This window comes from Blastococcus aggregatus (assembly GCF_900221005.1).
Taxonomy (GTDB): Bacteria; Actinomycetota; Actinomycetes; order Mycobacteriales; family Geodermatophilaceae; genus Blastococcus; species Blastococcus aggregatus.
Window position 1 is genome coordinate 202,432 of record NZ_OBQI01000007.1, and the last position, 26,109, is coordinate 228,540.

General features: G+C 71.1%; 30 protein-coding genes. 21 read left to right on the forward strand and 9 right to left on the reverse strand.

Features of this window, described 5'->3' with window-relative positions:
* Positions 1-39 precede the first annotated feature (39 nt).
* The 4 genes from CRP29_RS20880 to CRP29_RS20895 all read left to right on the forward strand — a co-directional run bounded on the left by CRP29_RS20880 (position 40) and on the right by CRP29_RS20895 (position 4,152).
* A complete protein-coding gene (locus tag CRP29_RS20880; protein ID WP_097196981.1) occupies positions 40-1,587 on the forward strand; it encodes an acyl-CoA synthetase in 1,548 nt (515 codons plus the stop codon).
* A 210-nt stretch (positions 1,588-1,797) separates the two neighbouring features.
* Positions 1,798-2,295, forward strand: coding sequence for a PaaI family thioesterase (locus CRP29_RS20885; protein ID WP_097196982.1), 498 nt, complete (start codon positions 1,798-1,800; stop codon positions 2,293-2,295).
* Positions 2,292-3,365, forward strand: coding sequence for a BtrH N-terminal domain-containing protein (locus tag CRP29_RS20890; RefSeq protein WP_097196983.1), 1,074 nt, complete (start codon positions 2,292-2,294; stop codon positions 3,363-3,365). The genes CRP29_RS20885 and CRP29_RS20890 overlap by 4 nt, the downstream gene beginning before the upstream one ends.
* 58 nt (positions 3,366-3,423) lie before the next feature.
* Complete coding sequence (locus CRP29_RS20895; RefSeq protein ID WP_097196984.1) at positions 3,424-4,152, forward strand: dienelactone hydrolase family protein; 729 nt, start codon at positions 3,424-3,426, stop codon at positions 4,150-4,152.
* Between the two features lie 110 nt (positions 4,153-4,262).
* Here CRP29_RS20895 and CRP29_RS20900 read toward each other — a convergent pair whose 3' ends face one another.
* Entirely contained in the window at positions 4,263-4,664 is a 402-nt protein-coding gene (locus tag CRP29_RS20900) for a hypothetical protein (RefSeq protein WP_097196985.1), read from the reverse strand.
* Between the two features lie 79 nt (positions 4,665-4,743).
* Positions 4,744-7,095 (reverse strand): MMPL family transporter, encoded by a 2,352-nt coding sequence (locus tag CRP29_RS20905; RefSeq protein WP_097196986.1) that lies wholly within the window; start codon positions 7,093-7,095, stop codon positions 4,744-4,746.
* 161 nt (positions 7,096-7,256) lie between these two features.
* On the opposite strand from CRP29_RS20905, the gene CRP29_RS20910 reads away from it, so the two are divergent.
* The 3 genes from CRP29_RS20910 (at position 7,257) to CRP29_RS20920 (ending at position 11,235) form a co-directional block, all read left to right on the forward strand.
* Positions 7,257-7,961 (forward strand): TetR/AcrR family transcriptional regulator, encoded by a 705-nt coding sequence (locus CRP29_RS20910; RefSeq protein WP_167758200.1) that lies wholly within the window; start codon positions 7,257-7,259, stop codon positions 7,959-7,961.
* A 151-nt stretch (positions 7,962-8,112) separates the two neighbouring features.
* Positions 8,113-8,547, forward strand: a complete 435-nt coding sequence (locus CRP29_RS20915) for a MarR family transcriptional regulator (RefSeq protein ID WP_217991698.1) — start codon at positions 8,113-8,115, stop codon at positions 8,545-8,547.
* A 390-nt stretch (positions 8,548-8,937) separates the two neighbouring features.
* Positions 8,938-11,235: a (Fe-S)-binding protein gene (locus tag CRP29_RS20920; RefSeq protein WP_097196989.1), complete on the forward strand. Its 2,298-nt coding sequence runs from the start codon at positions 8,938-8,940 to the stop codon at positions 11,233-11,235.
* An 81-nt stretch (positions 11,236-11,316) separates the two neighbouring features.
* On the opposite strand, the gene CRP29_RS20925 is transcribed toward CRP29_RS20920, so the two are convergent.
* The gene (locus tag CRP29_RS20925) at positions 11,317-11,877 is read right to left on the reverse strand and encodes a TetR/AcrR family transcriptional regulator (protein ID WP_209305938.1); all 561 of its coding nucleotides are present in this window, start codon (positions 11,875-11,877) and stop codon (positions 11,317-11,319) included.
* A 227-nt stretch (positions 11,878-12,104) separates the two neighbouring features.
* Between CRP29_RS20925 and CRP29_RS20930 the strand changes: the two genes are divergently transcribed.
* The 5 genes from CRP29_RS20930 (at position 12,105) to CRP29_RS20945 (ending at position 15,345) form a co-directional block, all read left to right on the forward strand.
* Positions 12,105-13,382 (forward strand): cytochrome P450, encoded by a 1,278-nt coding sequence (locus tag CRP29_RS20930; RefSeq protein WP_097196991.1) that lies wholly within the window; start codon positions 12,105-12,107, stop codon positions 13,380-13,382.
* Positions 13,383-13,411: 29 nt separating this feature from the next.
* On the forward strand, positions 13,412-13,603 hold the full coding sequence (locus CRP29_RS20935) for a ferredoxin (protein ID WP_097196992.1): 192 nt from the start codon (positions 13,412-13,414) through the stop codon (positions 13,601-13,603).
* Positions 13,604-13,605: 2 nt separating this feature from the next.
* Positions 13,606-13,884: an NAD(P)-binding protein gene (locus CRP29_RS23435; RefSeq protein WP_281256827.1), complete on the forward strand. Its 279-nt coding sequence runs from the start codon at positions 13,606-13,608 to the stop codon at positions 13,882-13,884.
* Positions 13,770-14,090, forward strand: a complete 321-nt coding sequence (locus CRP29_RS23665; RefSeq protein ID WP_281256828.1) for a hypothetical protein — start codon at positions 13,770-13,772, stop codon at positions 14,088-14,090. The genes CRP29_RS23435 and CRP29_RS23665 overlap by 115 nt, the downstream gene beginning before the upstream one ends.
* A 64-nt stretch (positions 14,091-14,154) precedes the next feature.
* On the forward strand, positions 14,155-15,345 hold the full coding sequence (locus CRP29_RS20945; protein ID WP_097196993.1) for an NAD(P)/FAD-dependent oxidoreductase: 1,191 nt from the start codon (positions 14,155-14,157) through the stop codon (positions 15,343-15,345).
* 231 nt (positions 15,346-15,576) lie between these two features.
* Here CRP29_RS20945 and trxA read toward each other — a convergent pair whose 3' ends face one another.
* From trxA to CRP29_RS20965, 4 genes are all read right to left on the reverse strand, one after another.
* On the reverse strand, positions 15,577-15,945 hold the full coding sequence (gene trxA, locus CRP29_RS20950; protein ID WP_097196994.1) for a thioredoxin: 369 nt from the start codon (positions 15,943-15,945) through the stop codon (positions 15,577-15,579).
* 71 nt (positions 15,946-16,016) lie between these two features.
* Positions 16,017-16,808 (reverse strand): sulfite exporter TauE/SafE family protein, encoded by a 792-nt coding sequence (locus tag CRP29_RS20955; RefSeq protein ID WP_097196995.1) that lies wholly within the window; start codon positions 16,806-16,808, stop codon positions 16,017-16,019.
* Positions 16,805-17,158, reverse strand: a complete 354-nt coding sequence (locus tag CRP29_RS20960; RefSeq protein WP_097196996.1) for a rhodanese-like domain-containing protein — start codon at positions 17,156-17,158, stop codon at positions 16,805-16,807. The genes CRP29_RS20955 and CRP29_RS20960 overlap by 4 nt, the downstream gene beginning before the upstream one ends.
* A 22-nt stretch (positions 17,159-17,180) precedes the next feature.
* Positions 17,181-17,996 carry a GntR family transcriptional regulator gene (locus CRP29_RS20965; RefSeq protein ID WP_097196997.1) on the reverse strand — a complete coding sequence of 272 codons (816 nt, stop codon included), beginning with the start codon at positions 17,994-17,996 and terminating at the stop codon, positions 17,181-17,183.
* Positions 17,997-18,124: 128 nt separating this feature from the next.
* On the opposite strand from CRP29_RS20965, the gene CRP29_RS20970 reads away from it, so the two are divergent.
* The 9 genes from CRP29_RS20970 to CRP29_RS21010 all read left to right on the forward strand — a co-directional run bounded on the left by CRP29_RS20970 (position 18,125) and on the right by CRP29_RS21010 (position 25,175).
* Positions 18,125-18,886, forward strand: coding sequence for a DsbA family protein (locus CRP29_RS20970; protein ID WP_209305937.1), 762 nt, complete (start codon positions 18,125-18,127; stop codon positions 18,884-18,886).
* Positions 18,879-19,784 carry a cytochrome c biogenesis CcdA family protein gene (locus tag CRP29_RS20975; protein ID WP_097196999.1) on the forward strand — a complete coding sequence of 302 codons (906 nt, stop codon included), beginning with the start codon at positions 18,879-18,881 and terminating at the stop codon, positions 19,782-19,784. Before CRP29_RS20970 ends, CRP29_RS20975 begins: the two co-directional genes overlap by 8 nt.
* A complete protein-coding gene (locus CRP29_RS20980) occupies positions 19,781-20,281 on the forward strand; it encodes a hypothetical protein (protein WP_097197000.1) in 501 nt (166 codons plus the stop codon). Before CRP29_RS20975 ends, CRP29_RS20980 begins: the two co-directional genes overlap by 4 nt.
* 29 nt (positions 20,282-20,310) lie before the next feature.
* Complete coding sequence (locus tag CRP29_RS20985; protein WP_097197072.1) at positions 20,311-20,889, forward strand: class I SAM-dependent methyltransferase; 579 nt, start codon at positions 20,311-20,313, stop codon at positions 20,887-20,889.
* Between the two features lie 152 nt (positions 20,890-21,041).
* Positions 21,042-21,458, forward strand: a complete 417-nt coding sequence (locus CRP29_RS20990) for a hypothetical protein (RefSeq protein WP_209305936.1) — start codon at positions 21,042-21,044, stop codon at positions 21,456-21,458.
* A gap of 17 nt (positions 21,459-21,475) precedes the next feature.
* Positions 21,476-21,958, forward strand: coding sequence for a DUF2243 domain-containing protein (locus tag CRP29_RS20995; RefSeq protein ID WP_097197002.1), 483 nt, complete (start codon positions 21,476-21,478; stop codon positions 21,956-21,958).
* A gap of 5 nt (positions 21,959-21,963) precedes the next feature.
* Positions 21,964-22,803 carry a cytochrome c oxidase assembly protein gene (locus tag CRP29_RS21000; RefSeq protein ID WP_135095149.1) on the forward strand — a complete coding sequence of 280 codons (840 nt, stop codon included), beginning with the start codon at positions 21,964-21,966 and terminating at the stop codon, positions 22,801-22,803.
* A 574-nt stretch (positions 22,804-23,377) separates the two neighbouring features.
* The gene (locus tag CRP29_RS21005; protein WP_097197004.1) at positions 23,378-23,767 is read left to right on the forward strand and encodes a DUF302 domain-containing protein; all 390 of its coding nucleotides are present in this window, start codon (positions 23,378-23,380) and stop codon (positions 23,765-23,767) included.
* 49 nt (positions 23,768-23,816) lie between these two features.
* Positions 23,817-25,175: an MBL fold metallo-hydrolase gene (locus tag CRP29_RS21010; protein ID WP_097197005.1), complete on the forward strand. Its 1,359-nt coding sequence runs from the start codon at positions 23,817-23,819 to the stop codon at positions 25,173-25,175.
* 13 nt (positions 25,176-25,188) lie between these two features.
* Here the strand turns inward: CRP29_RS21010 and CRP29_RS21015 are convergent, their stop codons facing one another.
* Positions 25,189-25,617, reverse strand: coding sequence for a DUF2892 domain-containing protein (locus CRP29_RS21015; RefSeq protein ID WP_209305935.1), 429 nt, complete (start codon positions 25,615-25,617; stop codon positions 25,189-25,191).
* Positions 25,618-25,768: 151 nt separating this feature from the next.
* Positions 25,769-26,038, reverse strand: a complete 270-nt coding sequence (locus CRP29_RS21020; protein WP_097194514.1) for a metal-sensitive transcriptional regulator — start codon at positions 26,036-26,038, stop codon at positions 25,769-25,771.
* Positions 26,039-26,109: the final 71 nt, after the last annotated feature.

Genomic DNA, 26,109 nt, shown 5'->3' on the forward strand with positions numbered 1-26,109 from the left:
CAGGTCACCGGACCGTGGGGCTCTCGGGAAGGACGGCACATGGACAAGGGGATCGGCAGCTGGGTCGCCACGAGGGCGTTCCTCTCCGGGGACCGGGTCGCGCTGGTCCAGGGTGAGCGACGGCTGACCTATGCCGACCTCGACGGGCGGACCGACCAACTGGCGCGGGCGCTGCGCGCACTGGGGGTGCGCCGGGGTGACCGCGTCGCCGGGCTGCTCCTGAACAGCGTCGCGTTCCTCGAGACGATGCTCGCCACGGCGAAGTTGGGGGCGGTGTTCGTGCCGATGAACGTGCGACTCGCGCCGCCCGAGGTCTCCTACCTCCTGGCCGATTCGGGGGCCGACACCTTCGTGTACTCCGCGCCTCTCGCACCCGTGGCGCGCGCAGCCCTCACTGGTGACGGCGTCCGGATACGGTCCCGCCTGCTGGTCGGCGGCGAGGTCGAGGACGGGGAGTTCGACTACGAGCAGGTGCTGGCCGGCGGTGAGCCCCGGCCCGTGGACAGCGACGTCGACCGGCGGGACCTGTCGTGCCTGATGTACACGTCGGGGACCACCGGGCGTCCCAAGGGCGCGATGCTCACCCACGACAACCACCTGTGGAACGTCGTGAACAGCCTCTCCTTCGGTCGGGGCCTGCGGGAAAGTGACGTCACCGTGACAGTGGCACCGATGTTCCACATCGGCGGACTGGGGGTCCACACCCTGCCGCTGCTGTACGTCGGTGGAACCAATGTCGTGCTGCCGTCCTTCGACCCGATCCGGACTCTGGAGGTGATGTCCCGGGAGCGGGCCACCGTGCAGTTCATGGTGCCGGCGATGTGGGCGGCGCTCATGTCGGTGCCCGGCTTCGACGGCTACGACCTGTCGTCGCTGGAACTCGCCGTCTCAGGGGGAGCGCCGTGCCCGCTGCCGGTCATCGACTTCTTCCAGGGCAAAGGCCTGCCCTTCCAGGAGGGCTTCGGGATGACCGAGACCGCTCCGCTCGTGTCGGTCCTGGACGCCGACCACGTCAAGGAGAAGGCAGGCTCCATCGGCCGGGCGGTCTTCCACGTCCAGGCACGCATCGTCGATGACACGGACAGAAACCAGCCCGCCGATGAGGTCGGGGAGCTGGTCCTGCGCGGCCCGAACGTGTTCGCCGGCTACTGGGGTCTACCGGAGGCCACGGCCGAGGCGTTCCGCGGCGGGTGGTTCCACACCGGCGACCTGGGCCGCATGGATGCCGAGGGCTTCATCACGCTGGTCGACCGCAAGAAGGACATGATCATCAGCGGTGGCGAGAACGTGTATCCGATCGAGGTCGAGCAGGTCCTCTACCGACACGACGCGATCCGTGAGGTAGCGGTCGTCGGGGTCCCCGACGACCGTTGGGGTGAGACCCCGGTGGCCGTGGTCGCGCTCCAGGACGGCGCCGGGACGACGGCCGAGGAACTGATCGCCTACGCGCGGGAGCGGCTCGCCCACTTCAAGTGCCCCACCCGCGTGGAGTTCGTCCCCGAGTTACCGCGCAACGCCACCGGCAAGGTGCTCAAGACGGTGCTACGGCAGCAGCACGGCGGAGGAGAGCACGCGGTACTCCGCTGACAGTGGCCGACGGCACGCGGGGTCGGCGGAACGGCGAGGGGCAGGAATGACGTCACGGTCGATCACCCGTGATGGGGCAACTCACCCTCCACTTCCGGTTCGTTCCCGGCGTCGGAGTTCTGCTCCCTCCGGCCACTGCCGGCGGCGGGCAGTGTGCAGTCATGAGGGCCGCAGGCGAGCTGGTGCGCGACAGGAGGCAGGGGTGATGACGTGGATTCCGTGATCGGGGACTGGTCGGAGGGCTTTGCCCGTCAGGACCATGCCGGGCCCCTGCCGCCGCACCATGCTCGTTGCCTGGGCTGCGGCCCGGAGAACCCGCACGGGCATCACCTGCAGGTCTGGCGGGAGAGGGACGCCGTGCGGGCGCGGCACGTCTTCGACGAGCGGCACGTCGGCGCGCCGGGCATCGCACACGGTGGCGCGGTGGCGACGGTGCTGGACGACCTGTTCGGCTTCCTGCTGTACCTGATCGGGGAGCCCGCGGTCACCCGTCACCTGGAGGTCGGGTACCGGTCGCCGGTCCTGCTCGGGACCCCCTACCTGCTGGAGGCAGGTGTGCAGCGTCGGGAAGGGCGCAAGCTGTTCGTCCGGGCGCAGGGCACCGACGAGGGGGGAGCGGCCGTGGTCGAGGCGTCCGCACTCTTCCTCGTCGTCGGCCTGGAGCACTTCGCCCGTGGCGGTGGAGACGCGGCGCCTGTGGCGCCGTGAGCGGGCGACGGTTGCTGGAGAGCTATCCCGATCGCATGGCCGGGCACTGCGGGTCCGGAGCACTCCGCGACCTGCTGGACTGGGCGGGGCTCGACTGGGGAGGGGACGTGCTCGCGGAGGGACTGGTCTTCGGCCTCGGTGGGGGGCTGGACTTCTCCTATCTGCGGGTGCCGGGTCTGGCGCCGCCGATCTACCTCGTCGGCCGGGGCGGGGACATGGAGGTCGACCTGCTGCGACGCCTGGGTGCGCAGGTGGAGCTGCGGCGGACCGATGACGCGGCGCTGGGATGGCGCTGGGTCCGTGACGAACTGACCGCCGGCCGGCCGGTCATGGTCTGGGCGGACATCGCCGAACTGCCCTATTTGCGCGTGCGGCTGCAGATGAGCCGGCACAACGTCGTGGTGATCGGCTACGACGACGAGCGGCAGATCGCCTACGTCGTGGACAACGACCGCGAGGCCGTCCAAGAGGTGCCGTACGCAGCGCTGGCCCGTGCGCGCCGCTCGACCGGATTCCCGGCGCCGACGCGTCACGCCACGTTCGCTGTCGACTGGCCCGAGCGGCTCCCGGATCTGAGGTCAGTCGCCGCCGAGGCGTTCGCCGCCGCGGCGGCCGGGATCCGACACGGCGGTCCGGGGATCGTGGACTCCTCCGACCTGCCGCCGGGCTCGATCAGCGCGTTGGGGCTCGCCGGGATCCGGGAGTTCGCCGACGACCTGGCCTCGTGGCCGCAGGTGTGGGACACCGTGACCCTGGAAGCCGCGCTGGCCGCCCTCCCGGTGTTCGTCGAGAAGGCCGGCACGGGCGGTGGGCTCTTCCGCCGGCTCCAGGTGGCTGCCTGCCACGACGTGGCGTGGCGGACGGGAAGCTCGGCCAGCGCACGGGCGGGCCTGGCCTACGACAGGTGTGCCGAGGCGTGGAGCCGGTTGGCTCGTGCCGCGACCGCCGACGTTCCGCTGCCGGACCGGGTCGCCGCAGCCGCCGAGGCGGCCGCTCGACTGCCCGCCCTGGAGGAGGAGGCCGCCGACCTGCTCGCGCTGGCTGCCGAGGAACTACGCGTCTCCTCGTGACGCCGGCCCACACGCAGCCCGACAGTTCACAGATGAGCACACGACACGGGGGGTCCTGATGCCGGACACGACGATCGACGGGGCCGCGAGCGCCCCCCAGTTGCGGGCGTACCTCGCCGTCCCGCCGGTCGGCACGGGGCCGTGGCCCGCCGTCGTGGTGGTGCACGAGGCCTTCGGTCTCACCGACGACACCCGCCAGCAGGCGGATCGGCTGGCTGTCGGAGGCTACCTGGCGCTGGCGCCCGACCTGTTCACAGCCGGAGGACCCGTTCGCTGCCTCCGGTCGACGTTCCGGGCGCTGGGCCGTCGCGAAGGCGCGGCTTTCGATGATCTTGAGGCCGCGCGCTCCTGGCTCGTACGGCGACCCGACTGCACCGGCACAGTGGGGATCGTCGGCTTCTGCATGGGGGGCGGCTTCGCCCTGGTCGCGGCGACTCGCGGGTTCCACGCCTCTGCTCCGAACTACGGGCAGACACCGCAGGATCTCGAGCGGGTGCTGCAGGGGGCCTGCCCCGTCGTCGCCAGCTACGGGGGCCGCGACAGGACGCTGCCGGGTGCGGCCCAGCGACTGAACGGTGCCCTGACCAGCCTCGCGGTCGACCACGACGTCAAGGAGTATCCCGACGCCGGCCACTCCTTCATGAACCGGCACAACACCGGGCCGCTCGCCGTCCTCGAACGGGTGGTGGGCTTCGGTTACCACCATCCGTCCGCGGAGGATGCCTGGCGGCGGGTATTCGGCTTCTTCGCGCGCCACCTCCACGACGGGGACCCGACCGCCGACTGAAGGCGCTCGCTGTCGACTCCGCGCCGCCCGTGCAGGACAAGCACCTCAGAAGTGGTGGCCTGCCTATCGAGCGGCCGCCCCCGGCGCGCCGCCGGGGTGGTCCGGGCGCCCTACGCCCGTTCGCGGGCGAGGCGGCGGAGGATCAGGCCGGCGGCGGCGGTGGCGGCGATGAGGTCCTGGCTCAGCAGGGCGGCCGGCATGCCCAGCACCCGTTGCGGGATGCGGTGCTGGTCGTAGGGGGAGGTCCCGGGCACCAGCAGGGTGAGGTTGAACGGCGCCCAGCGGGCGATGGGCAGCAGCGCTGCGGCGGTGAGCAGGCGTTCGTCGGGGCGGTGCTCCTCGGCGGCGCGGAGCAGCCACAGGGCGAGGAGTCCCTCCGCGGTTGCGCCGACGACCTCGGAGGTTCCGTGCCACCGGGCGTGCGGGCCGTACTCGGGCCCGAAGGTGTGGCTGTGGTTCCAGTCGGCCAGCCAGGGCAGGGTGGCCGACGCGACGACGGATCCGGCGATCAACCGCCGTCCCCACCGCGCGAGGCGTCGGTTCCCCGGCCGGGTGAGCTGCCTCGCCGGGTGCCCTCCGATCATCGGCACGTCACCCGGCTGGGGCCGACGCCGGTTCCCGGCCGGGTGGCTCGGCGGCTTCGGGCACGTCGCCGTGCTCGCCGTTGAGCCGCTGGACGAGCTTGTCACCCTCGACGTCGAGGTCGGGGAGGAGCCGGTCGAGCCACGCGGGCAGCCACCAGGCCCGGTCGCCGAACATGGCCATCACAGCCGGCACGAGGGTGAGCCGGATCAGGAACGCGTCGATCAAGATGCCGACGGCGAGCGCGAAGCCGACCTGCTTGACCATCGGGTCGGCGTTGAAGATGAACCCGCCGAAGACCGCGGTCATGATGATCGCCGCGGCGACCACCACCCGGCTGGCCTGGGTGAATCCGTCGGTGACGCTGTCGGTCCCGTGGTGGCCGTGGACGTGGGACTCGCGGATGGAGGAGACCAGGAAGATCTGGTAGTCCATGGCCAGCCCGTAGAGCACGCCGGTGGCGATGATCGGGATCACGCTCATCACCACGGTGGTGCTGTCGAGCCCGAAGACCTGATTGAGCCACCCCCACTGGAAGACGGCGGTCGTGGCCCCGAACGTCGCGAGGATGCTGAGCAGGAAGCCGAGGGTCGCCTTGACCGGGACCAGGATGGACCGGAAGACCAGCAGCAGGACGATCAGCGACAGGCCGAGGACCACCGCCAGGTAGATCGGCAGCACCTCGGACAGTCGCTGGGACATGTCGATGCCGATGGCGGTCAGGCCGGTGACGCCGAGGGTGATCCCCAGGTCGTCCCCGTACTGCGCGGAGCGGTCGCGGATCTCGGCGACCAGGTCCTCGGTCGCCTCGTCGGTCGGGCCGGTGGTGGGGACGACCTGCAGTACCGCGATGGTGCCGTCCTGGCTGAGGCCGGCCGGCATGGCGCTCTGGACGCCGTCGAGCGCGCTCAGGTCGGCCACCAGTTCCTGCAGGGCGGGCGGCTCGATCGGCGTGCCGGGCTCGGCCGTCCGGGCCGCCACGACCAGCGGCCCGTTGAAGCCCTCGCCGAAGCCCTCGGCGACCAGGTCGTATCCCTCACGCTGCGGGGTGCCGCTGCCGTAGCTCTCGGCCGAGGGCATCCCGAGCCGCATGCTGGACAGCGGCAGGGCGAGCAGCGCGGCGACTGCCGTGACCAGGACGACGGCCGCCCACCGGTATCGCACCACCAGGCCGACCCAGCGTCGCGCCGGGTTGCGGGAGCGGTCGCGGTGTCCCGCCTGGCGTGCCCGGGCGCGGGGTGAGCAGATGCGCTCCTTCACGAGACCCAGCAGGGCCGGGAGCAGGGTCAGGGCGACCAGGACGGCGATGGCGACGGTCGCGGCGGCGATGAGCGCCATGACCGTCAGCAGGGAGATGCCCACGACCAGCAGCGCGGTGAGAGCGATGACGACCGTCGTGCCGGCGAAGAACACGGCGCTGCCGGCGGTGCCCACGGCGCGGCCCGTGGCTTCCCCGGCGTCCAGGCCGCGGGTCAGGATCAGCCAGCGCTGCCGGTTGACGATGAACAGCGCGTAGTCGATGCCCACTGCCAGCCCCAGCATCAGGGCCAGGACGACCGACAGGGAGTTCAGCTCGAACAGGTGGGCCAGCGCGAAGGCGCCGCCGATGCCCGCGCCGACCCCGGCCAGGGCGGTCAGCAGCGGCAGCCCAGCGGCGACCACGGAGCCCAGCGTGACGACGAGGACGAGGGCGGCCACGGCGAGTCCGACGATCTCCCCGACGCCGATGATCTCGGGTATCTCCTGCAGGGTGGCGCCCGGCAGCACGGCCACACCGGCCTCTTCCGCCGGGGCCTCCGCCGCCGCGACGGTGTCCGCGACGGTGCCTTGAGGGAGCTCGAAGATCTGGTCGTCGAACTGGAACTGGAACAGTGCCACCCGGCCGTCCTCGGACACAGTCACTCCCAGCACCGGCTGGCCCCCGACGACCAGCGTGCCCGGCGGGGCGCTGGGCGCGTTCCCCGGTGTCTCCGGGGTGCTCCTCGGCGGGGTGGCCGGGGCCGCGCCCGGCTGCTGCTGCGACTGCATCAGGTCGGCCGGATCGACGACCTCCTCAACCGAGTAGACCCCTTGCACCGCCTCGGCGAGCACCGGTCCCAACAGCTCGGAGTCCAGTCGGTCGCCGGCCGGCGCCTGGAACACCAGCGACCCCTGGCCGCCGGACACCTCTGGCAGTTCGCGGGCCAGTTCGTCGATCACTTCCTGCGCCGGCGTCCCGTCGATCCGGAACTCTGTGCTGAGTTTCGGCGGGTTGAGGACCAGCGCGCCGACGAGCGCGACGAGGAGCGCCGCCCACACCCCGATCACGCGGAACGGGTGCCGATAGGTCCAGCGCCCCACCCGGTACAGCAAAGTCGACACCGCAGCCCCCAGAGCCGGTCAGTGCGTCACAGCGCCCATGCGGGCCCCGCGGAATGGAAGTGATAGGAAGCTATCGTAAGCGCGGTCAGCTCGGGACGCGGAGGGGGGCTTGTGGCGGCACCACGGGGGCCGCCCCGAGTCGGCGTGAGAGGAGTGCTGCGATGACATCGGCGACAAGAGGTCGGCGGCGCGACGCCCTGGCCAACAGTGAGCGGTTGATCGCGGCTGCCCGAAAGGTCTTCGCCTCCGGTGGCCAGGGGTCGCTGGAGGAGATCGCCGGCGAAGCCGGTGTCGGGGTCGCCACGCTGTACCGCCACTTCTCGAGCCGGGAGAGCCTGACCCGGGCCGTGTACCGGTCGATCATGCGAGATGAGCTCCTGCCGCTCCTCCGGCACTCGTGCGCGCAAGGCAGTGCCCGGAAGTCGTTCCTGCTAATCGTCGAGCGGCTGCTGGAGCTGCTCGACCGGGAGCGCGGATTGATCGCCTCGTCGGCGAACTTCGCGGTGCTGACCGACGACATGCTGAGGGAGTTCCTGGAGCCTTTCGCCGTCCTGCTGCGGCATGCGCAGGAGGCCAACGAGATCCGTGCGGACCTCCAGCCCTACGACATCCCGCGTGTGCTCAGCATCCTCGTCGTCGGTCTGTCCACGCCCCCGGCCTCGCCGGCGGACCGGCGCCGGTACGTGTCCCTGGTCTTCGACGCGATGAGACCCGACCAGGCCGAGCCGCTGCCTCCGCTCGACGAGAAGGATGTCGTGGAAGGCATGCGCAGCGGCTTCACGGCGATCCGGATCGCAAGTTCGTCACGCCATCCTGAGAGCAGCCCTCGTGAGGGCATCCATGTTCAGCCAGGTGAGTTCGGGTGATCGATGCCAGCGACCCCCCACCCGACGCCCCGGGGTCGTGATGGCCGCTTCGCCCGGTGACACGGGTCCGGACCGGGGACCGCGGGGGGCGACGTCCCCGCGGACCGAGGGACTGCCCCACCCCGCCGACCTCGACGCGGGGCGTGACTCCGTGCGGGTGCATCAGCGACTGACCGCTGAGTTGCATCGTCTGGGTCTGTCCACGACGGCCTCGCGCGTGCTGGCCTACGCCCTCGCCGACGGTCGGGATCGCCTCACCGCCCGAGATCTCGCCGAGGGGATCGGCAGCAGCGCGGCTGCGATCAGCGGCGCCGTGCAGGAACTGGTCCGTCTGGGACTCTTGCAACGGGATCGCGAGCCCGGTGTGCGAAGTGGGTACTACCGGCTGGGCCGGCCGAATCCCCTTCCGCGCTATCTCGCCAGTCGCCTCGTCCTGCTGGAGAGGCTCGAGGAAGCTCTGGAGGCCGGCTTCCGTGAACTCGCCCCCCGGGACGACCGAGACCGACTTCTGGAAGCACGGGACTTCCTGTCGTACTTGCGCGCCAGCGCATCCCGCGCGATAGCTCGCTGGGAGAGGTCGTCTTGATGACCGCGCCTGGAGCCTCGGGTGCGTGTCCGGGCACGTCCCGCCCGCTCTCGACGGCGGCACGACCGAATCCGGCCCGGAGATTGTGCAGCGGTATCGGCAACTGTGCGCGGCCTTCATCGCAGACTTCGACCTCGCGCCCTCGGGAGTCGTCACAAGGGGGAAGCCGCTCCGCAGACAGCCCCTGGACGCGCGGCGCCGCCACCGAGTTACCGACCAGTCGTCTAACCTCCGGCCGCTATCGCGCACAAGTAGTGCGGAGGGCGTCCCTACACGTGCCCCGCCTCTCGCCTTCCGCTGTCGCACGCGGCGCGCTTACCGGAGCAAACCCGTCCCTCGCGTGACGGACGGGAGTCGATCGACGCCGCCAGGCGTACGGGGAGGAAGAGAATGACGGGCCCTCTGCAGATTGTCCTGGGCACGATCAGCGTCCTTTTCCTGATCGTGGCCTCGGTGATGGCCTACCGCGCGGTGCGGGCGATGGTGCGGATCATCCGCATCGGCCAGCCCGACGGCACCCGCTTCGGCCCGGTCAAGGACCGGCTCAAGACCTTGGCGATCGAGTCGCTCGGCCACACCCGCATGCTCAAGTGGTCGACAATCGGCGTCGCGCACTGGTTCGTCTTCATGGGGTTCTACGGTCTCGTCCTGACGCTGGTCGAGGCGTTCGGCGAGGTGTGGGACCCGGCGTTCCACGTGCCGCTGATCGGCGAGTGGGGGGTCTGGAACCTGTTCGCCGAGGTCATCGGCACCGGCACGATCCTCGGGATCCTGTACCTGATCTACCGGCGCCAGAAGGACCACCCGCGCCGGCAGGGCCGGAAGAGCCGCTTCGCCGGCACCAACGAGGGCCGCGGCTACTTCGTCGAGGCAGTCATCCTCACCATCGGGATCTCCATCCTGCTGATCCGGGCGCTGAAGGTCTCCTCCGACCTGACCGACGCCCCCGCCTGGTCGCACCCGATCTCCGGCGCCCTGGCCACGGTGCTGCCCGACAATCCCGACCTGCTCACGGTCGTCGCGTTCGTCAAGATCGTGGCGAGCCTGGTCTGGCTGGTCGTGATCAGCCGGATCCTGAACATGGGCGTCGCCTGGCACCGGTTCAGCGCCTTCTTCAACATCTACTTCAAGCGCAACGACGACGGCACGGTCGCGCTCGGCCCCCTGCAGCCGATGACCAGCGGCGGCAAGCCGATCGACTTCGAGGATCCGGGCGAGGACGACATCTTCGGCCGCGGGAAGATCGAGGACTTCACCTGGAAGGGGATGCTCGACTTCACCACCTGCACCGAGTGCGGGCGCTGCCAGAGCCAGTGCCCGGCCTGGAACACCGGCAAGCCGCTCAGCCCCAAGATGGTGATCATGGATCTTCGCGATCACCTCTACGCGAAGGCCCCCTACCTGCTCGGCGAGAAGACCGCGAGCGAGACCGCTCCCGACTACGACGTCCTCAAGCCCAGCGACGAGCAGGCCTGGGCGTCCGGGTACGCCCGCATCGAGGGCACCAACGACGCCCAGGCGCACCGGCCGCTGGTCGGCACCCTCGAGGAGGGCGGGGTCATCGACCCCGACGTCCTGTGGAGCTGCACCAGTTGCGGCGCCTGCGTCGAGCAGTGCCCGGTCGACATCGAGCACGTCGACCACATCATGGACATGCGCCGCTACCAGGTGCTGATCGAGTCGAGCTTCCCCTCGGAGGCCGGCGTGATGATGAAGAACCTGGAGAACCGCGGAAACCCGTGGGGCATGGGCGGCAACGTCCGCGAGGACTGGCTCAAGGAGCTCGACTTCGAGGTCAAGGTGGCCGACGGGCCGCTCGACTACGACATCGAGTACCTGTTCTGGGTGGGCTGCGCCGGCGCGATCGACGACCGCGCCAAGAAGACCACCAAGGCCGTGGCCGAGCTGCTGCACATGGCCGGCGTCGAGTTCGCCGTCCTCGGCAACGGGGAGAGCTGCTCGGGCGACCCGGCCCGCCGCATGGGCAACGAGTTCCTCTTCCAGATGCTCGCCCAGCAGAACGTGGAGACCCTCGACGGCGTCTTCGAGGGCCGCGTGCCGGGCATGCGCAAGATCGTCGCCACCTGCCCGCACTGCTTCAACTCCCTCGGCAAGGAGTACCCGCAGCTCGAGGGCCACTACGAGGTGGTGCACCACACCCAGCTGCTCGGTCAGCTCGTCGAGGAGGGCCGGCTCACGCCGGTCACGCCGGTCGACCGCAAGGTGACCTACCACGACCCGTGCTTCCTCGGCCGGCACAACAAGGTCTACACACCGCCGCGCGAGATCCTCGACTCCGTCCAGGGCCTCTCCACCCAGGAGATGCACCGCTGCAAGGACCGCGGTTTCTGCTGCGGCGCCGGCGGCGCGCGCATGTGGATGGAGGAGAAGATCGGCAAGCGGATCAACATGGAGCGCACCGAGGAGGCCCTCGAGCTCGACCCGGACGTGATCTCCACCGCGTGCCCGTTCTGCATCACGATGCTCTCCGACGCGTTGACGTCGAAGAAGCAGAACGGCGAGGCCGGCGAGCACGTCGAGGTCCTCGACGTCAGCCAGATCCTGCTCCGCTCGATGACGCCGGCGGGTGTCGCGGCACCGGGTGCCGAGTCCGGCGCCGACGTCGGCACGAAGGCCGACGACGTCGTCGGCCTGGACTCCGCGAACACGGAGCACGGTCAGGCATGATCCAGGACGCCGACGGGGCCCGTCCCTAGCGGGGGCGGGCGCCGTCGTCTTCCCGGCCCGGGATCCGCATCGGTCGCGCGCTCATACGGTCCCCAGCTGCAGGGTTCGCAAGGCGATCCGAGTCAGTCGGCGCGCGGTGGTCGTGCGGTCATCGACGGGGAGTACGAGATGGCTGACTGCGAGTCGGACCACTGCGTCCACGCCGTCGGCCAGGTCTTGCGGGTCCAGCTGGGGGAAGTGCTCCGTGAACCAGGAGATCAGGGTTCGGGTGGCGGCGTCGAGCACCGGTGCGGAACGTGTCGTGAGCATGGGCAGCAGCTCGTTGTCGGCGTCGCGTGCCGAGGTGAGGATCGCGCACAGCAGGGGACTGGCGTCGGCCTCGGCCAGCACGTACTCGATTGCTGCGGTGATTCCCCCGGCGGCGTCCTGAGGATGGGCTTCGAGCGTTCCCGAGATGCCGACGAGAAACCGCTCGGTCTCCTCCATGATCAGCGCTTCCCCGAGGCCTTGCTTGTCGCCGAACTGCTTGTACAAGGTCGGGCGCGATACCCCGGTCAGCGCGGCGACATCCCCCATGCGCACTCGGGACCAGCCCTTCTGGACCGTCAGAGCCCGCGCCGCGTCCAGTGCGCGGTCGCGCACGTGTTGGCGGAAGGTCAGACGAAGAGGCTCTGCCGCCACTGGCCGCCCCCGTCCCATCGTCTTTGTTCCGTCCTTGACAATTTCCGACAGTGTGTCACAGCGACTGCCGGGGCCTCCTTCTGTCCAAACCGGTCCTGACAAATCCCGAGTCGGGGTCTACAACTTGACAAAAATGGGCGGTGTGTCAACCTGGTTGCCACCCGTACGGAGCAGACCCTGGAGCCGTGATGACCACCGTTGCCCATCCGCGCGACACCCGCCCCTATGACCCCGCGGACATCTCGTCCCGAGCGTTCTGGTCCCAGACGGCCGCCGAGCGGGAGAAGACCTACGCCGTGCTGCGCGCCGAGCGCCCGGTGAGCTGGCACCAGCCGGTCGAGGACATGCTGATGAAGGACCCGAACGACCAGGGGTTCTGGGCTGTCGTGCGCCATGCCGACCTGGTCGAGGTCACCAAGCGGCACGAGGACTTCATCTCCGGCGAGGGCATCGTGATGGAGTCGATGCCGCAGGAACTACTCGACGCGGGGCAGGGCTTCATCGCGATGGACCCGCCGCGGCACACCAAGATCCGGCGGCTGCTGAGCTCGGCGTTCACCCCCAAGCAAATCCGTCGCATCCACGACCAGATCCAGGGCAACGCCCGGCGCATCGTGGACGACATCGCGACCAGGGGCGAGGTCGACTTCGTCCCCGAGGTGGCGGCTCTCGTCCCGATGCACAACATCTGCGACATGATGGGCATCGACGAGGCCGACCGGGCGAAGATGGCCTACGAGTCGCAGTTCGCCGGCGGCTGGAACGACCCGGAGCTGATGGGCGACCAGGAACCCCTCGACCGCCTGTTCCAGGCCATGCTGTACCTCGGTGAGCTGGCCGGCAGGTACATCGCCGAGCGCCGGCGCAACCCGGGCGAGGATCTGCTCAGCAACCTCGTGCAGGCCGAGGTCGATGGTGAGCGGCTGACCGACGACGAGATCATGTCCTTCTTCGGGCTGCTCACCATCGCCGGCAACGACACGACCCGGCAGAGCACCAGCCATGCGATGAAGGCCCTGACCGACTTCCCCGAGCAGAAGGCCTGGCTCATGGAGGACCTCGACGGCCGGCTCAAGGGGGCGGTCGAGGAGATGGTCCGATGGGCCACCCCCATCATGACGTTCCGGCGCACCGCGTCCCGCGACTGCGAGCTGAACGGGCAGCAGATCACCCAGGGCGACAAGGTGGTCATGTTCTACGCCTCGGCCAACTGGGACACCGAGGTGTTCGACGCGCCCGAGCGCTTCGACCTCTCCCGGAACCCCAACCCGCACGTGAGCTTCGGTGGCGGCGGAATCCACCACTGCCTGGGCAATCAGCTGGCCCGCCAGCAGCTGGCGGCCATCTACCGCGAGCTGCTGACCCGGCTGCCCGACATCGACGTGTCCGGAGAGCCTTCCTACACGGTCAGCACCTTCTTCCACGGCGTCAACCACCTGCCCGTGCGCTTCACCCCGCAGCGCTGACCGTCCACCCGACCGGAAAGGACACTCCCGTGAGGATCGTGCTGGACGAGAACAAGTGCTCGTCGTTGGGAATGTGCGAGTCGGTCGCCCCGGACTTCTTCGAGGTCGGTGACGACGGCGCGCTCAAGCTGCTGAACCCCACGCCCCCGGGGGGCCGCCGGGCGCTGATGGAGGAGGCCGTCGCGGCCTGCCCCACGAGCGCGCTGAGCATCGAGGAGTGAGGATGGGCGCATCGCGCCCGGAGCACGACGCCCACGTCCTAGTCATCGGCAGCGGCTTCGGCGGAAGCGTCGCGGCTCTGCGGCTGTCGGAGAAGGGTTACCGGATCACCGTGCTCGAGGCCGGGGATGCGCTTCACCGACGACACGTTGCCCGGGACCTCATGGGATGTCCGTCGGTTCCGGTGGGAACCCCGCCTGGGGACTCAAGGGGATCCAGCGGATCAGCAAGGTCGCCAAGGTCGTGGTCCTCGCCGGGGCGGGCGTCGGCGCCGGTTCGCTGAACTACGCCAACACCCTGTACCAGCCGCTGACCATCACCGCACAGGCCGAGCGCGCCTGCTCCCTCTGGCCCAACAAGGCAGAGCGGGATGTGCGGCCACCGCTTGGCGCGGCCTACCAGCGCGTCGCGCCTGTCGCGCCATCCGTGCCGGCCGTCCCGCCCACGCACCGGGGGCACTGCGCCATCAGCTGCTGCCGGCCTGTGTGACCGCCGACCGCTGACGCGCCCCGTGTTCTTGGCGCATCAGCGCCGACTGTTCTCTGGAGAGTCGATGTCTGAAGGACCTGTCGTCGTCGTCGGAGCCTCACTGGCCGGGCTGCGCGCGGTCGAGTCCGCCCGCAAGACCGGCTACGCCGGGCGGCTGCTTCTCGTCGGGGCCGAGGAGCACCTGCCCTACGACCGGCCACCGTTGTCCAAGGCCTTCCTCGACCCAGGCGAGGACCCGGCGGTGCCGCACCACCGCACCGAGGAGGAGCTGCGCGCCCTGGACGTCGAGCTGCGCCTCGGCGTGCCCGCGACCTCGCTCGACACCGATGCCCGGGAGATCGTCCTGGGCGGTGACGAGCAGCTGCGCTACGACCGGCTGGTCATCGCGACCGGTGCGCGCGCCCGGCAGCTGCCCGGGGAGCAGCTCGACGGCGTGCACACCCTGCGCACCGTGGAGGACGCCCGCAGCATCCGCCGGGCCCTGGACGGCGGCTGCCGCATGGTCGTCGTCGGTGGTGGCTTCATCGGGTCCGAGGTCGCCTCGGCCGCCCGCAAGCGGGACGTCGACGTCACCATCCTCGAGGCGGCCCCGCTGCCGCTCGTTCGTGCCGTTGGCGAGCAGATGGCCGCCGCCTGCGCAGACCTGCACGCCCGCAACGGCACCGAGCTGCGGTGCGGTGTCTCCGTCACCGGGCTCGAAGGCGAGGATTGCGTCGAAGGCGTCGCGCTGTCCGACGGCTCGATCCTGCCCGCCGATCTCGTCGTCGTCGGGATCGGCGCCGACCCCGTCACCGACTGGCTCACCGATTCAGGGCTGCAGGTCGAGGACGGCGTCGTGTGCGACGAGACATTGCGTGCCGCGCCCGAGGTCTACGCCGCGGGCGACGTCGCGCGCTGGCACAACCCGCTCTTCGGCCGGATGATGCGCCTCGAGCACTGGACGTCGGCCGCCGAACAGGGCGCCGCTGCGGCGCGCAACGCTCTGGCCCCCGCCGAGGCCACCCCGTACAGCACCGTCCCCTACTTCTGGTCGGACTGGTACAGCGACAAGCTGCAGATGGTCGGCATCACCGCCGCCGACGAGGTCACCGTGATCGGGGACCTGGACGACACTCGATGGCTCGCCCTCTACCGCCAGGAGGACCTGCTCGTCGGCGCCCTGGCGCTCAACATGCCGGGCAAGATCATGAAATATCGGGCGATGATCGGCCGGGGAAGCGCCTGGCAGGACGCTCTCGCCTTCGCAGGTCGATGAACGCCGGTCCCGTCACGGGGAGGCCACGTGTCGCAATGGCGCGAAGGTCCTGCCGCAGTCGCCTCGGAAGCCAAGAGACGTGGGGGAAAGACCGCGATGGCACCGGGGCGGCACTCCACCCACCAAGTCTGCTCCAAGGCTTGCAATCGCCCGACAGGATGATCAGTCATGGCGGCACCGCGAATTCCAACGCAGATGATGTCGCGGGACACCGCGAGCGAGGTCCCGCGATCAGGCGGTGAGGCGCTGGTCGGCGAGGTCGGCGCGCACCTGCTCCATGTCCAGTCCGCGCACCGCGGTGACGAGTTCCTCGAGCGCCTCGGCGGGCAGGGCGCCGGGCTGTGCGAACACGAGGACGCCGTCGCGGAAGGCCATCAGGGTCGGGATCGACCGGATGCCGGCGGCGGCGGCCAGCTCCTGCTCGGCCTCGGTGTCGACCTTGCCGAAGACGATGTCGGGGTGGCGCTGCGCGGCGGCCTCGAAGACCGGTTCGAAGGCCCGGCAGGGGCCGCACCAGCCGGCCCAGAAGTCGACCAGCACGATGCCGTCACGGCTGACGGTGTCCTGGAAGGTCGAGGCGGTGAGGTCGGTCGAGCTCATGATGTGACCCTTTCGTTGTCCGATACCCATATGGGTATAAGCCCGCGAAAGGTGCGTCCTGTTCCCGACGGTCAGCCGAGGAGCGAGATCAGGCTCGAGGTGGCGGTGTAGACGGCGACGGCGATGAGCAGGACGGCGAAGGCCCGCGTGAGGGTTGCGCCGGAGAGGCGGTCGGCGACGACCTTCCCGCCGAGCGAGCCGGCGACGGCGGCCAGCGTAAAGGGGGCGATCACGGCCCAGTCGAAGTGAGCCGTGCCGGCGCGTGCCAGCAGGGCGCCGGCGGAGTTGATCGAGATGACGACCAGCGACGTGGCAACCGCCTGTGGCATGGACATGCCCAGGGCGAGGGTGAGCGCTGGGACGATCACGAAGCCTCCGCCGACGCCGAAGAGCCCGGTCATGAAGCCGACGAGCAGGCCTGCGCCGGCGATCCGTCCGATCCGCCCGGCTCTCCAGCGTCGTGCGGGCTGAAGTGCGTCGCCCTCTTCTGGCGGGAGCGTCTCGTCTCCGCTGTTGGCGAGCATGCCCACAGCGGCGACGACGATCACCGCGGCGAAGCCGAGCAGGAGGACATCGGGGTTCATGAGCCGGTTGACCGCGGTCCCGGCGAAGCCGGCCGCGATGCCGGTGATCCCGAAAGCGACGCCGACGCCCCAGCGCACGCGCCCACTGCGGGCGTGGCCGAGTGCGGCGATGACCGAGGTGACGCCGACGATGAACAGGCTGCTGGTCGTGGCAGCGCGGGCGTCCTGGCCGATGACGTAGACCAGGGCGGGCACGGTGAGGATGGAGCCGCCGCCGCCCAGGGCGCCCAGGCTCAGGCCGATGAGCAGGCCCAGCCCGAGCGTGGCGGCGACGATCACGCGACGGTGCCCGGCTCTCCGTCGTCGGTGACCACCGGGAGGCCGGCGTGCGCCCACGCCTTCATACCGCCGGCCAGGTTGTGCACTCGCCTGCCGGCTGCGGCCAGGGTGTCGGCGGCCTTGCCCGAGCGGTTGCCCGACCGGCAGACGGCGATCACCGGGCGGTCCTGCGGGACCGCCTCCGGGGTGAGCAGACCGAGCGGGAGGTGTCGGGCCTGCGGGGCGTGGCCCGCTGCCCACTCCTGTGGCTCGCGGACGTCGAGGAGCACGGCCTCGCCCCGCTCGAGCAGTTCGGCGGCCTGGCCCGGGTCCAGGTCGGGGAGCCGGGTGGTGCGGGACGCCTCGGTCATCGTCGGTCCTTCCTGGGTGGGGTCAGCCGAAGCTCGGCGTGAGCGCGGAGGCGGCGAGATCGCCGCTGGGCGGCTCGGTCGCTCCCGGCCGGGGGTCCAGCGTGCTGGTCAGGGCGAAGCGGTCGGCCCGGATCAGGGTGTGCCGCCACTCGACGGGGACACCGGAGCTCGTGCCCGTCCGCTCGACGGAGAACACGGCCGACGGCGGCTGCAGGTCGAGAGCGTCGTGCTCGGCCCTGCTCGGGATGACCGCCCGGACCGTCTCCTGCCCGCCGGTGACCGGGATGCCGGTACGGGCGAGCTCCTCGTACAGGCTGGTGCGGCGGAAGTCGACGTCCAGCAGGGGCTCACCGATCGAGGCGGGGAGCCAGACGCGGTCGAGTGCCAGTGGTCGGTCGTCGGCCAAGCGCAGCCGCTCGAGGTGGACCAGCGGTGTCGACTCCTCCAGCCCCAGCCGGGGGGCGATGACGCCGTCCGCCCGCAGGGTCAGCACGCGTACCACCGACGTCTGCACCAGCCCGCAGGCCTCCACGGAGGAGAACAGCGAGTAGGCGATCCCCGTGGGCTGGGCGATGACCGGGTCGAGCGCGGCGAGCCGGGGGCGCCGACCGCGCCCGGTGCTGATCACGCCGTCGGCGCGCAGCTGGCGCAACGCCTCGCGGACCGTGTGCCGGCTGACCGAGTACTGGAGGCCGAGCTCCACCTCACCGGGGAAGCCCTCGGTGAACTCGCCGCCGTCCAGCCGGTCGCGGAGATCGGCGGCGAGCTGGCGCCACAGCGGTGTGTTCGTGTGGCGATCCAGCCGTGCCGCCGGGGGAATGCGCGGGAGCTCCGGCATGGCTCCTCCAGTTCGGTTCACGGGGCCGTGGGTGGCGATCGACGACCGCAGCAGCTCTTGTACGGTCAACTGTAGACGAGTTGTCCGGACAACCCGCGTCGACGATGGCGCGTCAGGGGGAAGTTCTCGTGCCCAACGCTGCTCCAACCACGCCGCCGGAGACGGGCCGATCCACGACGGCGCAGGCCCTGCGTGGACCGTTCATCGCCCTGGCCGTGGTCGTCGTGCTCGGCGTCGTCGCCGTCGTCTGGGGTCTCGGCCGTGCTGACGGGAGGGACGCCGGCGGCCCGGTGGCGGACGTCCACCACGAGGGTGGGTCGGCGCAGCCGGCGGACGACCAGGCCCGACGGATCGCCGACGACCCGCTGGCACAGGGGGACGCCGACGCGCCGGTCGTCCTCGTCATGTGGGAGGACTTCCAGTGCCCCTTCTGCGCGAAGTTCGCCCAGGAGACCGAGCCGGTGCTCTTCGACCGGTTCGTCGAGGACGGCACTCTCCGGCTGGAGTGGCGGGACTTCCCCTACTTCGGTGAGCAGTCGGTCCAGGCGGCGCGGGCCGCACGGGCGGCGGGGGAGCAAGGCGCCTTCTGGGAGTACCACGACGCGGTCTACGCGCTGGGCTTTCCGCCGAACAGCGGTCAGCTGACCGACGACGTGCTGCTCGGGCTCGCTCGCGACCTCGACTTGGACGTCGACCGGTTCACCGCGGCCATGCAGTCGCAGGAGACGCTCGACGCGGTCACCGCTGACTTCCGTGAGGGGCAGCAGCTCGGCATCGCCGGCACGCCCGCCTTCCTGCTCAACGGCCGACCGATCATGGGTGCGCAGCCCACGGACACCTTCGTCGCGGCGATCGAGCAGGCGGCCGCCGAGGCCGGGGCCGATGGGTGAGCTGGGGCTCGCGGCGGCGTTCCTCGGTGGCGCGCTGACGCTCATCAGCCCCTGCAGCGCACTCCTGCTGCCGTCGTTCTTCGCCTACGCGTTCGCGCATCCGCGGGAGCTGCTCGCCCGCACCGTCGTCTTCTGGCTTGGCCTCTGCCTGACCCTCGTGCCCCTCGGGGTGGGGTCGGCGCTGGTCTCGACGCTCTTCTACGGGCACCGCGAGGTGCTGATCGCCGTCGCCGGGTGGACGATCATCGCTCTCGGGGTCGTGCAGCTCCTCGGCGGTGGCTTCGGCCTGCCCGGAGCCGACCGGCTTCGTGCCCGGGTCGCCACCCCGGGCCGGGCCCGCGGTTGGGCGAGCACCTTCGCGCTGGGTGCGGTCTACGGCCTCGCCGGGTTCTGCTCCGGGCCCATCCTCGGCGCCGTGCTGACCCTAGCTGCGACCGATGGGGGCGTGGTGGGAGGAGGAGTCCTCCTGGCCGTCTACGCCCTCGGGATGGCGGCGCCGATGTTCGTGCTCGCGCTGCTGTGGGACCGGTTCGACCTCGGTCGGCGCAGATGGCTGCGCGGTCGCCCGCTGTGCATCGGCGGTCGGCAGCTGCACACGAGCCAGCTGATCTCCGGTGCCCTGTTCATCGTGATCGGCTGGCTGTTCCTCCGCTTCGACGGCACCGCCGGCATCACCGGCGTCCTCGGGCTCGGGGACACCACGGACCTCGAGTTCATGGCGCAGAGCTGGATCGCCGAGCTGTCGGCACGCGATCTCGACGTCTGGTTGCTGGCGGCCACCGCAGCGCTCCTCCTCGGCGTCATCGCGCGCCGCCTGCACCGGATCCGCACCAGGACCACCGATGCCGGTCCTGACGACGACACGATCCGCGCGCTCGACCGACAGGAGTCCCGATGACCTCGATGTACCTGGCGCTCCGGGCCTGGGACCGCCGGCGCTGGCTCACCGCGCTCGCCATGACCGCCGTCGGCGTGCTGGTGGTCGCCGTCCCGACCGACCTCATCGACACGCCGGTCTTCAGCCGGGAGGTGCCGCCCACATGGTGGTCCTGGCCGGCCCTGCTGGCGAGCGCCGCGCTCGCCGGGCTGCTCGTGGCGACCTACGTGCGCGAACCGGGGTCGCCGGAGCCGGCTCCGGCCGTGGAGGAGCGCCGGTCGCGCTGGTGGGGTGGTGCCGGCGGACTGCTGACGTTCTTCGCCGTCGGGTGCCCGGTCTGCAACAAGCTCGTCCTGCTGGCCCTGGGCGCCAGTGGCGCGATGACGTACTTCGAGCCGGTACAGCCCGTGCTCTCCGTCCTCGCGCTGCTCCTGCTGGCGTGGGCGCTGGCCCGCAGACTGCGGGGGCAGGTCGCCTGCGCCGTGCCGGCTCTGCCGCACGCCGGCGCGGCCCGCTGAGGCAGCCCGGTGTGATCGAGGGGAGCGACATGGAAGCCGCTGAGTGGGACCGCCGCTACGCCGAGGCGCGGCAGTGGTCCGTCGAGCCGAACCGCACGGCCGCCGAGGTGACCGCCGGATTGCCCCCCGGGCGGGCTCTGGACGTCGCCGCGGGCGAGGGACGGATGGCGCTGTGGCTGGCCGGCGGGGGATGGGATGTCGAGACGATCGACTTCTCGGCCGTCGGTCTCGGTCGGGGGCAGGAGAACGCGCCGCCCGGGGCGCGTGTGACGTGGCGGGTCGAGGACGTGCTGACCGCCGATCTGGGCTCGGCGGAGTTCGACCTGGTTCTCGTGCTGTACCTGCACCTTCCACGCCCCGAGCTGGTCGACGTCCTTGCGCGGTCCGCCGGCGCCGTCCTCCCGGGCGGGCACCTGTTGGTCCTCGGCCACGACCGGGAGAACCTCATCCGTGGGACCGGGGGCCCACAGGACCCCGACGTGCTCTACGACCCGGAGTTGCTCGGGACGGCGGTCCGGGGCTGGCGCACGGAACGCCTCGAGCGGATGGACAGGGACACCGACTCCGGCACCGCCGTGGACACGCTGCTGTTCGCGCAACGTCCCTGATGACCGTGTAGATCCGCGCCGGAGGGGCTATGACCGTCCGCAACTCACAGGAGGGATCACAGGGGATGTCTGCGGACGAGGCAAGTCGTGCCCGAGCACTGCTTCCGGCAGCAGGCCGCGGCGCGGCCGCCGGCCTGCTGGGGGTGGCTGTGATGACGGCGGCTGAGAGGCTGGAACAGGCCGTCACCCGCCGGCCGCACTCCTACATCCCCGCCCGGACCCTGCTCACTCTGCTCGGCCGCCATCCGTCCGACGCCGACCGGCCGACGGGCTGGAACTGGGCGATGCACTACGGGACCGGGGCCGTGCTGGGGGCCCTGCGGGGTGTGTGGGCTGCGGTCGGGCTCCGTGGCCCGCAGGCGCACGTGGCGCACACCATCGTGCGGCTGTCGACCGACCAGACGCTGGAGAACACCACCGGGGTGGGGGCCCCGCCGATGGTCTGGCCCCGCAACGAGCACGTCGTAGACATCCTGCACAAGGCCATCTACTCGGTCACGACCGGGCTGATCGCCGAGCGGTGGATCCCGCCCTCCCTGCAGTCCCGCCGCGGGCTGACCAGCCACTGACGCCAGGAGGACTCGGCATGACGGACACCGCCGCCCGACCCATCACGGCGGACCGCCACCGATCGGTGCTGACGGGCACCATGCTCGGCGTCGCGATCATGGCCGCGATCGACGAGATCGTGTTCCACCAGATGCTGAGCTGGCACCACTTCTACGACCGGTCCACCCCTGACATCAGCCTGCTGTCGGATGGGTTGCTGCAGACGGCCTACCTCGTGCTGCTGGTCGCCGGATTCTTCTGGTTCGCCGACCTGCGCCGCCGCGGGACGCTGGCGCGCCGTTCGGCGTGGGGCGGCTTCGTGCTCGGCCTGGGCATCTTCCATCTGTTCGACGGGATCGTCGACCACAAGCTCCTGCGCCTGCACCAGATCCGCTACGGGGTCGACCTGCTGCCCTACGACCTGGCCTGGAACGGCGCCGCGCTGGTGCTGTTGGCGGTGGGTGCGGGTCTGCTGTGGCGGTCCCGGGGCGAAGGGCAGGCCGGGGCCGACCGGCGGTGAACACCATGTCCGGAGCCGCCGTGCTGGCGCACGGCGGTTCGCACGGGACGGGCTCCGCCGCGGCGGCGTGGCTGTTGCCGGTGCTGGTCGCCGTCGTGCTCGGCGCGGGCTACCTGGCCGGCGTCGCCCGCATGCGGGGGAGTGGCCGCCGCTGGAGCGGCGGGCGGACGGCGAGCTTCCTGCTGGGAGCCGTCCTGGTGGGAGCCGCGCTGTCCCCGGCTGTCGACGCCGGCACGGCCGACGGGCACATGGCGCAGCACCTGTTGCTGGGGATGTTCGCGCCCATTGCCTTGGTCATGGGCGCCCCGGTGACCCTGCTGCTCTCGGGTCTGCCCGTGTCCGCCCGGCGCCCGGCAGCCGTGCTGCTGCGGTCGCGGGTGCTGCACGGGCTGTCCCACGTGGCCACCGCCGCGGTGCTCAGCGTCGGCGGGCTGTACCTGCTCTACCTGACGCCGCTGTACGCCTTGAGCGCCCGGTCAGACGTTGTGCACCACCTGTTGCACCTGCACTTCCTGCTGGCCGGGTACCTGTTCGCCTGGGCGGTGGCCGGGCCCGATCCCGCGCCGCGCCGGCCGGGCATGGCGGTACGTCTGGTCGTCCTCGTCGTCGCCGGCGGCTTGCACGCCTTCCTGGCCAAGCTGCTGTTCTCCCGTGCTCCGGTGCTACCGGTGGGTGGCGGGCACGACGCCGCGGAGGTCGAGGTTGCTGCACAGTTGATGTACTACGGCGGCCACGTCGCGGACCTGTTGCTGCTCGTCGCGCTGTTCGCCGCCTGGTACCGCCGCACAGGGCGGGCACTCGCGCGGGAACCGGCCGCGGTGGCCAGCAACGCTCCCGCCGTGTGAGCTCCCGGCGCGCGTCAGTGGCGGGCAAGCCCGTCAGAAGGGGACGGCTGCTCGGTGCGTGTCAGCGACGGCGGAGACCAGGCGCCGCCACCGCGATCGGCGGGCCGGGGCAGAGCTGGTCGCGACCGGTGTGGCGGCCGGGGTGACCGCCTCGACTGCTCGGGCGAGCGGCAAGGGTGTGGGGACGGGCGCGGCGATCTCGGTCAACGGAGGTCCTTCGGCTGGCGTGCGGGCGGACACGGGACCGCTGAGCGCTGGCTCAGCGGGAAGGAGTGCCGCCCGGACAGAGCCGGTCGTCGACCACGAGCGGGGTCACCGCGAGGAGGCACACGCAGAACGCGGGCCGGCTCGGTGCAAATCCCCAGTACACAGATCGAGAATAGGCAGCGGGCGACCGCGAGGGCAACGACGCAGGTCAGCCCGCTGGCCGTCGTCCAGCGTCGTCGCCGGCCCCAACGGGCGGTACGGCAGGGTCGGTGCGGGTAGGGACGCCGAGACCTCGCCGCACCGACCGGCGGTCCGAGCAGGCGGGCCGCCTCTCAACGTCGGGCGGCGCTCCGGAAGGAACGGCCGCATGGAGTACCGACGGACCCTCGACCTCGACGTTCCGTTCCCAGAGGCGGTGACACGCACAAAGGAGGCGTTGGCCGAGCAGGGCTTCGGCATTCTCACCGAGATCGACGTGCAGGCCACGCTGCGGCAGAAGCGCGGAGTGGAGATGGAGCCCTACCTGATCCTGGGCGCCTGTGCCCCCGACCTCGCGCAGCAGGCACTGGAGGCGGACCGCGGCGTCGGCGTGCTGCTGCCGTGCAACGTCGTGGTCAGCCAGGCCGGTGACGGCTCCACGGTGCAGGTCCTCGACCCGCAGACCATGGTGTCGATGACCGGCCGGCCCGAGCTGCAGCCCATGGCCGACGAGGCCGGGCGTCGTCTGGATGCGGCGCTGGCGGCACTCAGGAGCTGAGCCCGCCGCAGACGGTTTGTACCGTACGGGGTAGAGAAGGGACAACGGCATGTTCGATGTGCAGACGATCGAGACCTCCAGCCTGGGCGACCGGAGCTACCTCATCGACGACGGCGAGGTCGCCGTGGTGATCGATCCCCAGCGCGACATCGACCGGGTGCTGGACCTGGTCGCGCGGCGCGGCGTGCGGGTCACCCACGTCCTGGAGACCCACGTCCACAACGACTACGTGACGGGGGGCCCCGAACTCGCCCGTGAGACGGGTGCCGCCTACGTCCTGCCCAGCGGGAGCGACGCCGAGCTCGACCACGTGGCGGTGTCCGACGGCGAAGTGATCGCAGCCGGGCGGCTGCGGCTGACGGCCCTGCACACCCCCGGGCACACCCACCACCACGTCAGCTATGCGCTGGCGGACGGCGACGGCGACGGCGACGTCCAGGCGGTGTTCACCGGTGGATCCATGCTCTACGGCGCTACGGGCCGCACCGATCTAGTCAGCCCCGAGGTCACCGACGAGCTGACCCACGCCCAGTACCACTCGGTGCGGCGGCTGGCCCGCGAGCTACCGGCCGAGGCGCAGGTGTTCCCCACTCACGGCTTCGGCAGCTTCTGCTCGGCCACCCCGACCAGCGGGACGTCGTCGACCATCGGGGAGCAGGCGAAGGTCAACCCCGCGCTCACGCAGGCCGAACAGGAGTACGTCGACACCCTCCTCGCCGGGCTGGACGCCTTCCCGGCCTACTACGCGCGCATGGCGCCCATCAACCGGCGGGGCCCCGCGCCGGTCGACCTCTCCATGCCCGAGAAGGTCGACCCCGCGGGGCTGCGCCGGCGTATCGAGGCGGGGGAGTGGGTGGTCGACCTGCGCGAGCGCACGGCGTTCGCGGCCGGCCACCTGACCGACGCGATGAACGTCGAGCTCGGCACCAACTTCGTGACCTACCTCGGCTGGCTCTACCGCTACGGGGAGCCGCTGACGCTGATCGGCGAGAGCGAGGAGCAGGTGGCCGAGGCTCGCCGCGAGCTGGTGCGGATCGGCGTCGACGAGCTGGCCGGTGCCGCGATCGGGGACGTCGAGTCCCTCGCCGACGGGCAGCCGTTGCGGTCGTATCCGGTGAGTGACTTCGCCGGCCTGGCCGAGGCGATGGAGCGGGGGCCGGTGCAGGTCCTCGACGCCCGGCGCAACGACGAGCGGGCGGACGGCTTCGTGCGCGGCTCGCAGCACATCCCGCTGCACGAGCTCGCCGACCGGCTCGACGAGGTGCCGCAGGGCGAGGTGTGGGTCTACTGCGGCTCCGGCTACCGGGCCTCGATCGCGGCCTCGGTGCTGGACCGACCCGGCCGTTCCGTGGTCCTGGTCAACGACTCCTACGAGTCGGCCGGAAAGGCTGGACTCGAGGACGCCTAGGTCTCGAGGTGTGTCAGCGTGCGCCGGCCGCTGCGAGGGCGCGCTCAGCCGCCCCGGGCTCCAGCTCCAGCCCGGCGAAGTCTCCGCGGAGGGCCTTGATGGCGGTGCGCTCGGCGTCGATCTCGTTGCGCGACCGGGAGCCGAGAGCGCGGAAGGCGGCGATCGGTGGGCACCAGCCCTGGATCGCATGCTGGAGCAGGAACGCGGGCACCACGCCGGCGAGCGCGAGCCATCGCTTCGACCGCGTGGCCGCGAGGGCGACGCCCACGAGCATGAGCGTGGCGGCATTCGCCTCGAGCTTGCGCTCGACGTCCCACTCCCGGTCCAGCTGGGAGAGGTGCCTGCTCGACCTCTCCCGCGGCGCCGTCCCGAACTCCGCGATCCGCGCCAGCCGCTCGTCGTCCAGGCGCCGGGTCAGCCGCTGGGGAGTGTGCGTCCGCACCGGGTCGGTTTCCTCCTGGCCTATCTCGCCTCCATCTCGTCACGGGCGGGTGCCTCGGAGCCCGTGCCCGTCGGCCCTGCGGGTGAAACGGACCAGGAAACGGCGCGCGGCCCGCACCGAACTACCGGTGCGGGCCGCGGGGAGCCGCTGCTCAGGCGAGCGAGAGGAACAGCTTCTCGAGCCGGGCGCGGTCGAGGGCGGCGTTGCCGTCCTCGCCGGCAGTGATGCACTGCTCGAGGCCGGTGGCGATGATGGCGAACCCGGCCTTGTCCAGGGCCCGGGACACGGCCGCCAGCTGCGTGACGACGTCCTCGCAGTCGCGGCCGGCCTCCAGCATGCGGATCACGCCCGCGAGCTGGCCCTCAGCACGCCGGAGCCGCTTGATGACATCTCCGACGACCTGGGTGTTCTCGAGCTGCATGTCCCTCATCCTCTCCCGTCCGCCGGGGTGATACCCCGGCGGGTACTGCTTCTTGAAGCGCCGCGCGGTGC

Bases quoted from the DNA above. Each gene is read 5' to 3' on its own strand.
- CRP29_RS20980 (WP_097197000.1), top strand. From the start codon at position 19,781: ATGACCTCGATGTACCTGGCGCTCCGGGCCTGGGACCGCCGGCGCTGG.
- CRP29_RS23665 (WP_281256828.1), top strand. From the start codon at position 13,770: ATGTCCGTCGGTTCCGGTGGGAACCCCGCCTGGGGACTCAAGGGGATC.
- CRP29_RS20880 (WP_097196981.1), top strand. From the start codon at position 40: ATGGACAAGGGGATCGGCAGCTGGGTCGCCACGAGGGCGTTCCTCTCC.
- CRP29_RS21000 (WP_135095149.1), top strand. From the start codon at position 21,964: ATGTCCGGAGCCGCCGTGCTGGCGCACGGCGGTTCGCACGGGACGGGC.
- CRP29_RS21020 (WP_097194514.1), bottom strand. From the start codon at position 26,038: ATGCAGCTCGAGAACACCCAGGTCGTCGGAGATGTCATCAAGCGGCTC.
- CRP29_RS20965 (WP_097196997.1), bottom strand. From the start codon at position 17,996: ATGCCGGAGCTCCCGCGCATTCCCCCGGCGGCACGGCTGGATCGCCAC.
- CRP29_RS20975 (WP_097196999.1), top strand. From the start codon at position 18,879: ATGGGTGAGCTGGGGCTCGCGGCGGCGTTCCTCGGTGGCGCGCTGACG.
- CRP29_RS20960 (WP_097196996.1), bottom strand. From the start codon at position 17,158: ATGACCGAGGCGTCCCGCACCACCCGGCTCCCCGACCTGGACCCGGGC.
- CRP29_RS23435 (WP_281256827.1), top strand. From the start codon at position 13,606: ATGGGCGCATCGCGCCCGGAGCACGACGCCCACGTCCTAGTCATCGGC.
- CRP29_RS21010 (WP_097197005.1), top strand. From the start codon at position 23,817: ATGTTCGATGTGCAGACGATCGAGACCTCCAGCCTGGGCGACCGGAGC.
- CRP29_RS21005 (WP_097197004.1), top strand. From the start codon at position 23,378: ATGGAGTACCGACGGACCCTCGACCTCGACGTTCCGTTCCCAGAGGCG.
- CRP29_RS20995 (WP_097197002.1), top strand. From the start codon at position 21,476: ATGACGGACACCGCCGCCCGACCCATCACGGCGGACCGCCACCGATCG.
- CRP29_RS20990 (WP_209305936.1), top strand. From the start codon at position 21,042: ATGACGGCGGCTGAGAGGCTGGAACAGGCCGTCACCCGCCGGCCGCAC.
- CRP29_RS20910 (WP_167758200.1), top strand. From the start codon at position 7,257: ATGACATCGGCGACAAGAGGTCGGCGGCGCGACGCCCTGGCCAACAGT.
- trxA (WP_097196994.1), bottom strand. From the start codon at position 15,945: ATGAGCTCGACCGACCTCACCGCCTCGACCTTCCAGGACACCGTCAGC.
- CRP29_RS20920 (WP_097196989.1), top strand. From the start codon at position 8,938: ATGACGGGCCCTCTGCAGATTGTCCTGGGCACGATCAGCGTCCTTTTC.
- CRP29_RS20930 (WP_097196991.1), top strand. From the start codon at position 12,105: ATGACCACCGTTGCCCATCCGCGCGACACCCGCCCCTATGACCCCGCG.
- CRP29_RS20985 (WP_097197072.1), top strand. From the start codon at position 20,311: ATGGAAGCCGCTGAGTGGGACCGCCGCTACGCCGAGGCGCGGCAGTGG.
- CRP29_RS20895 (WP_097196984.1), top strand. From the start codon at position 3,424: ATGCCGGACACGACGATCGACGGGGCCGCGAGCGCCCCCCAGTTGCGG.
- CRP29_RS20945 (WP_097196993.1), top strand. From the start codon at position 14,155: ATGTCTGAAGGACCTGTCGTCGTCGTCGGAGCCTCACTGGCCGGGCTG.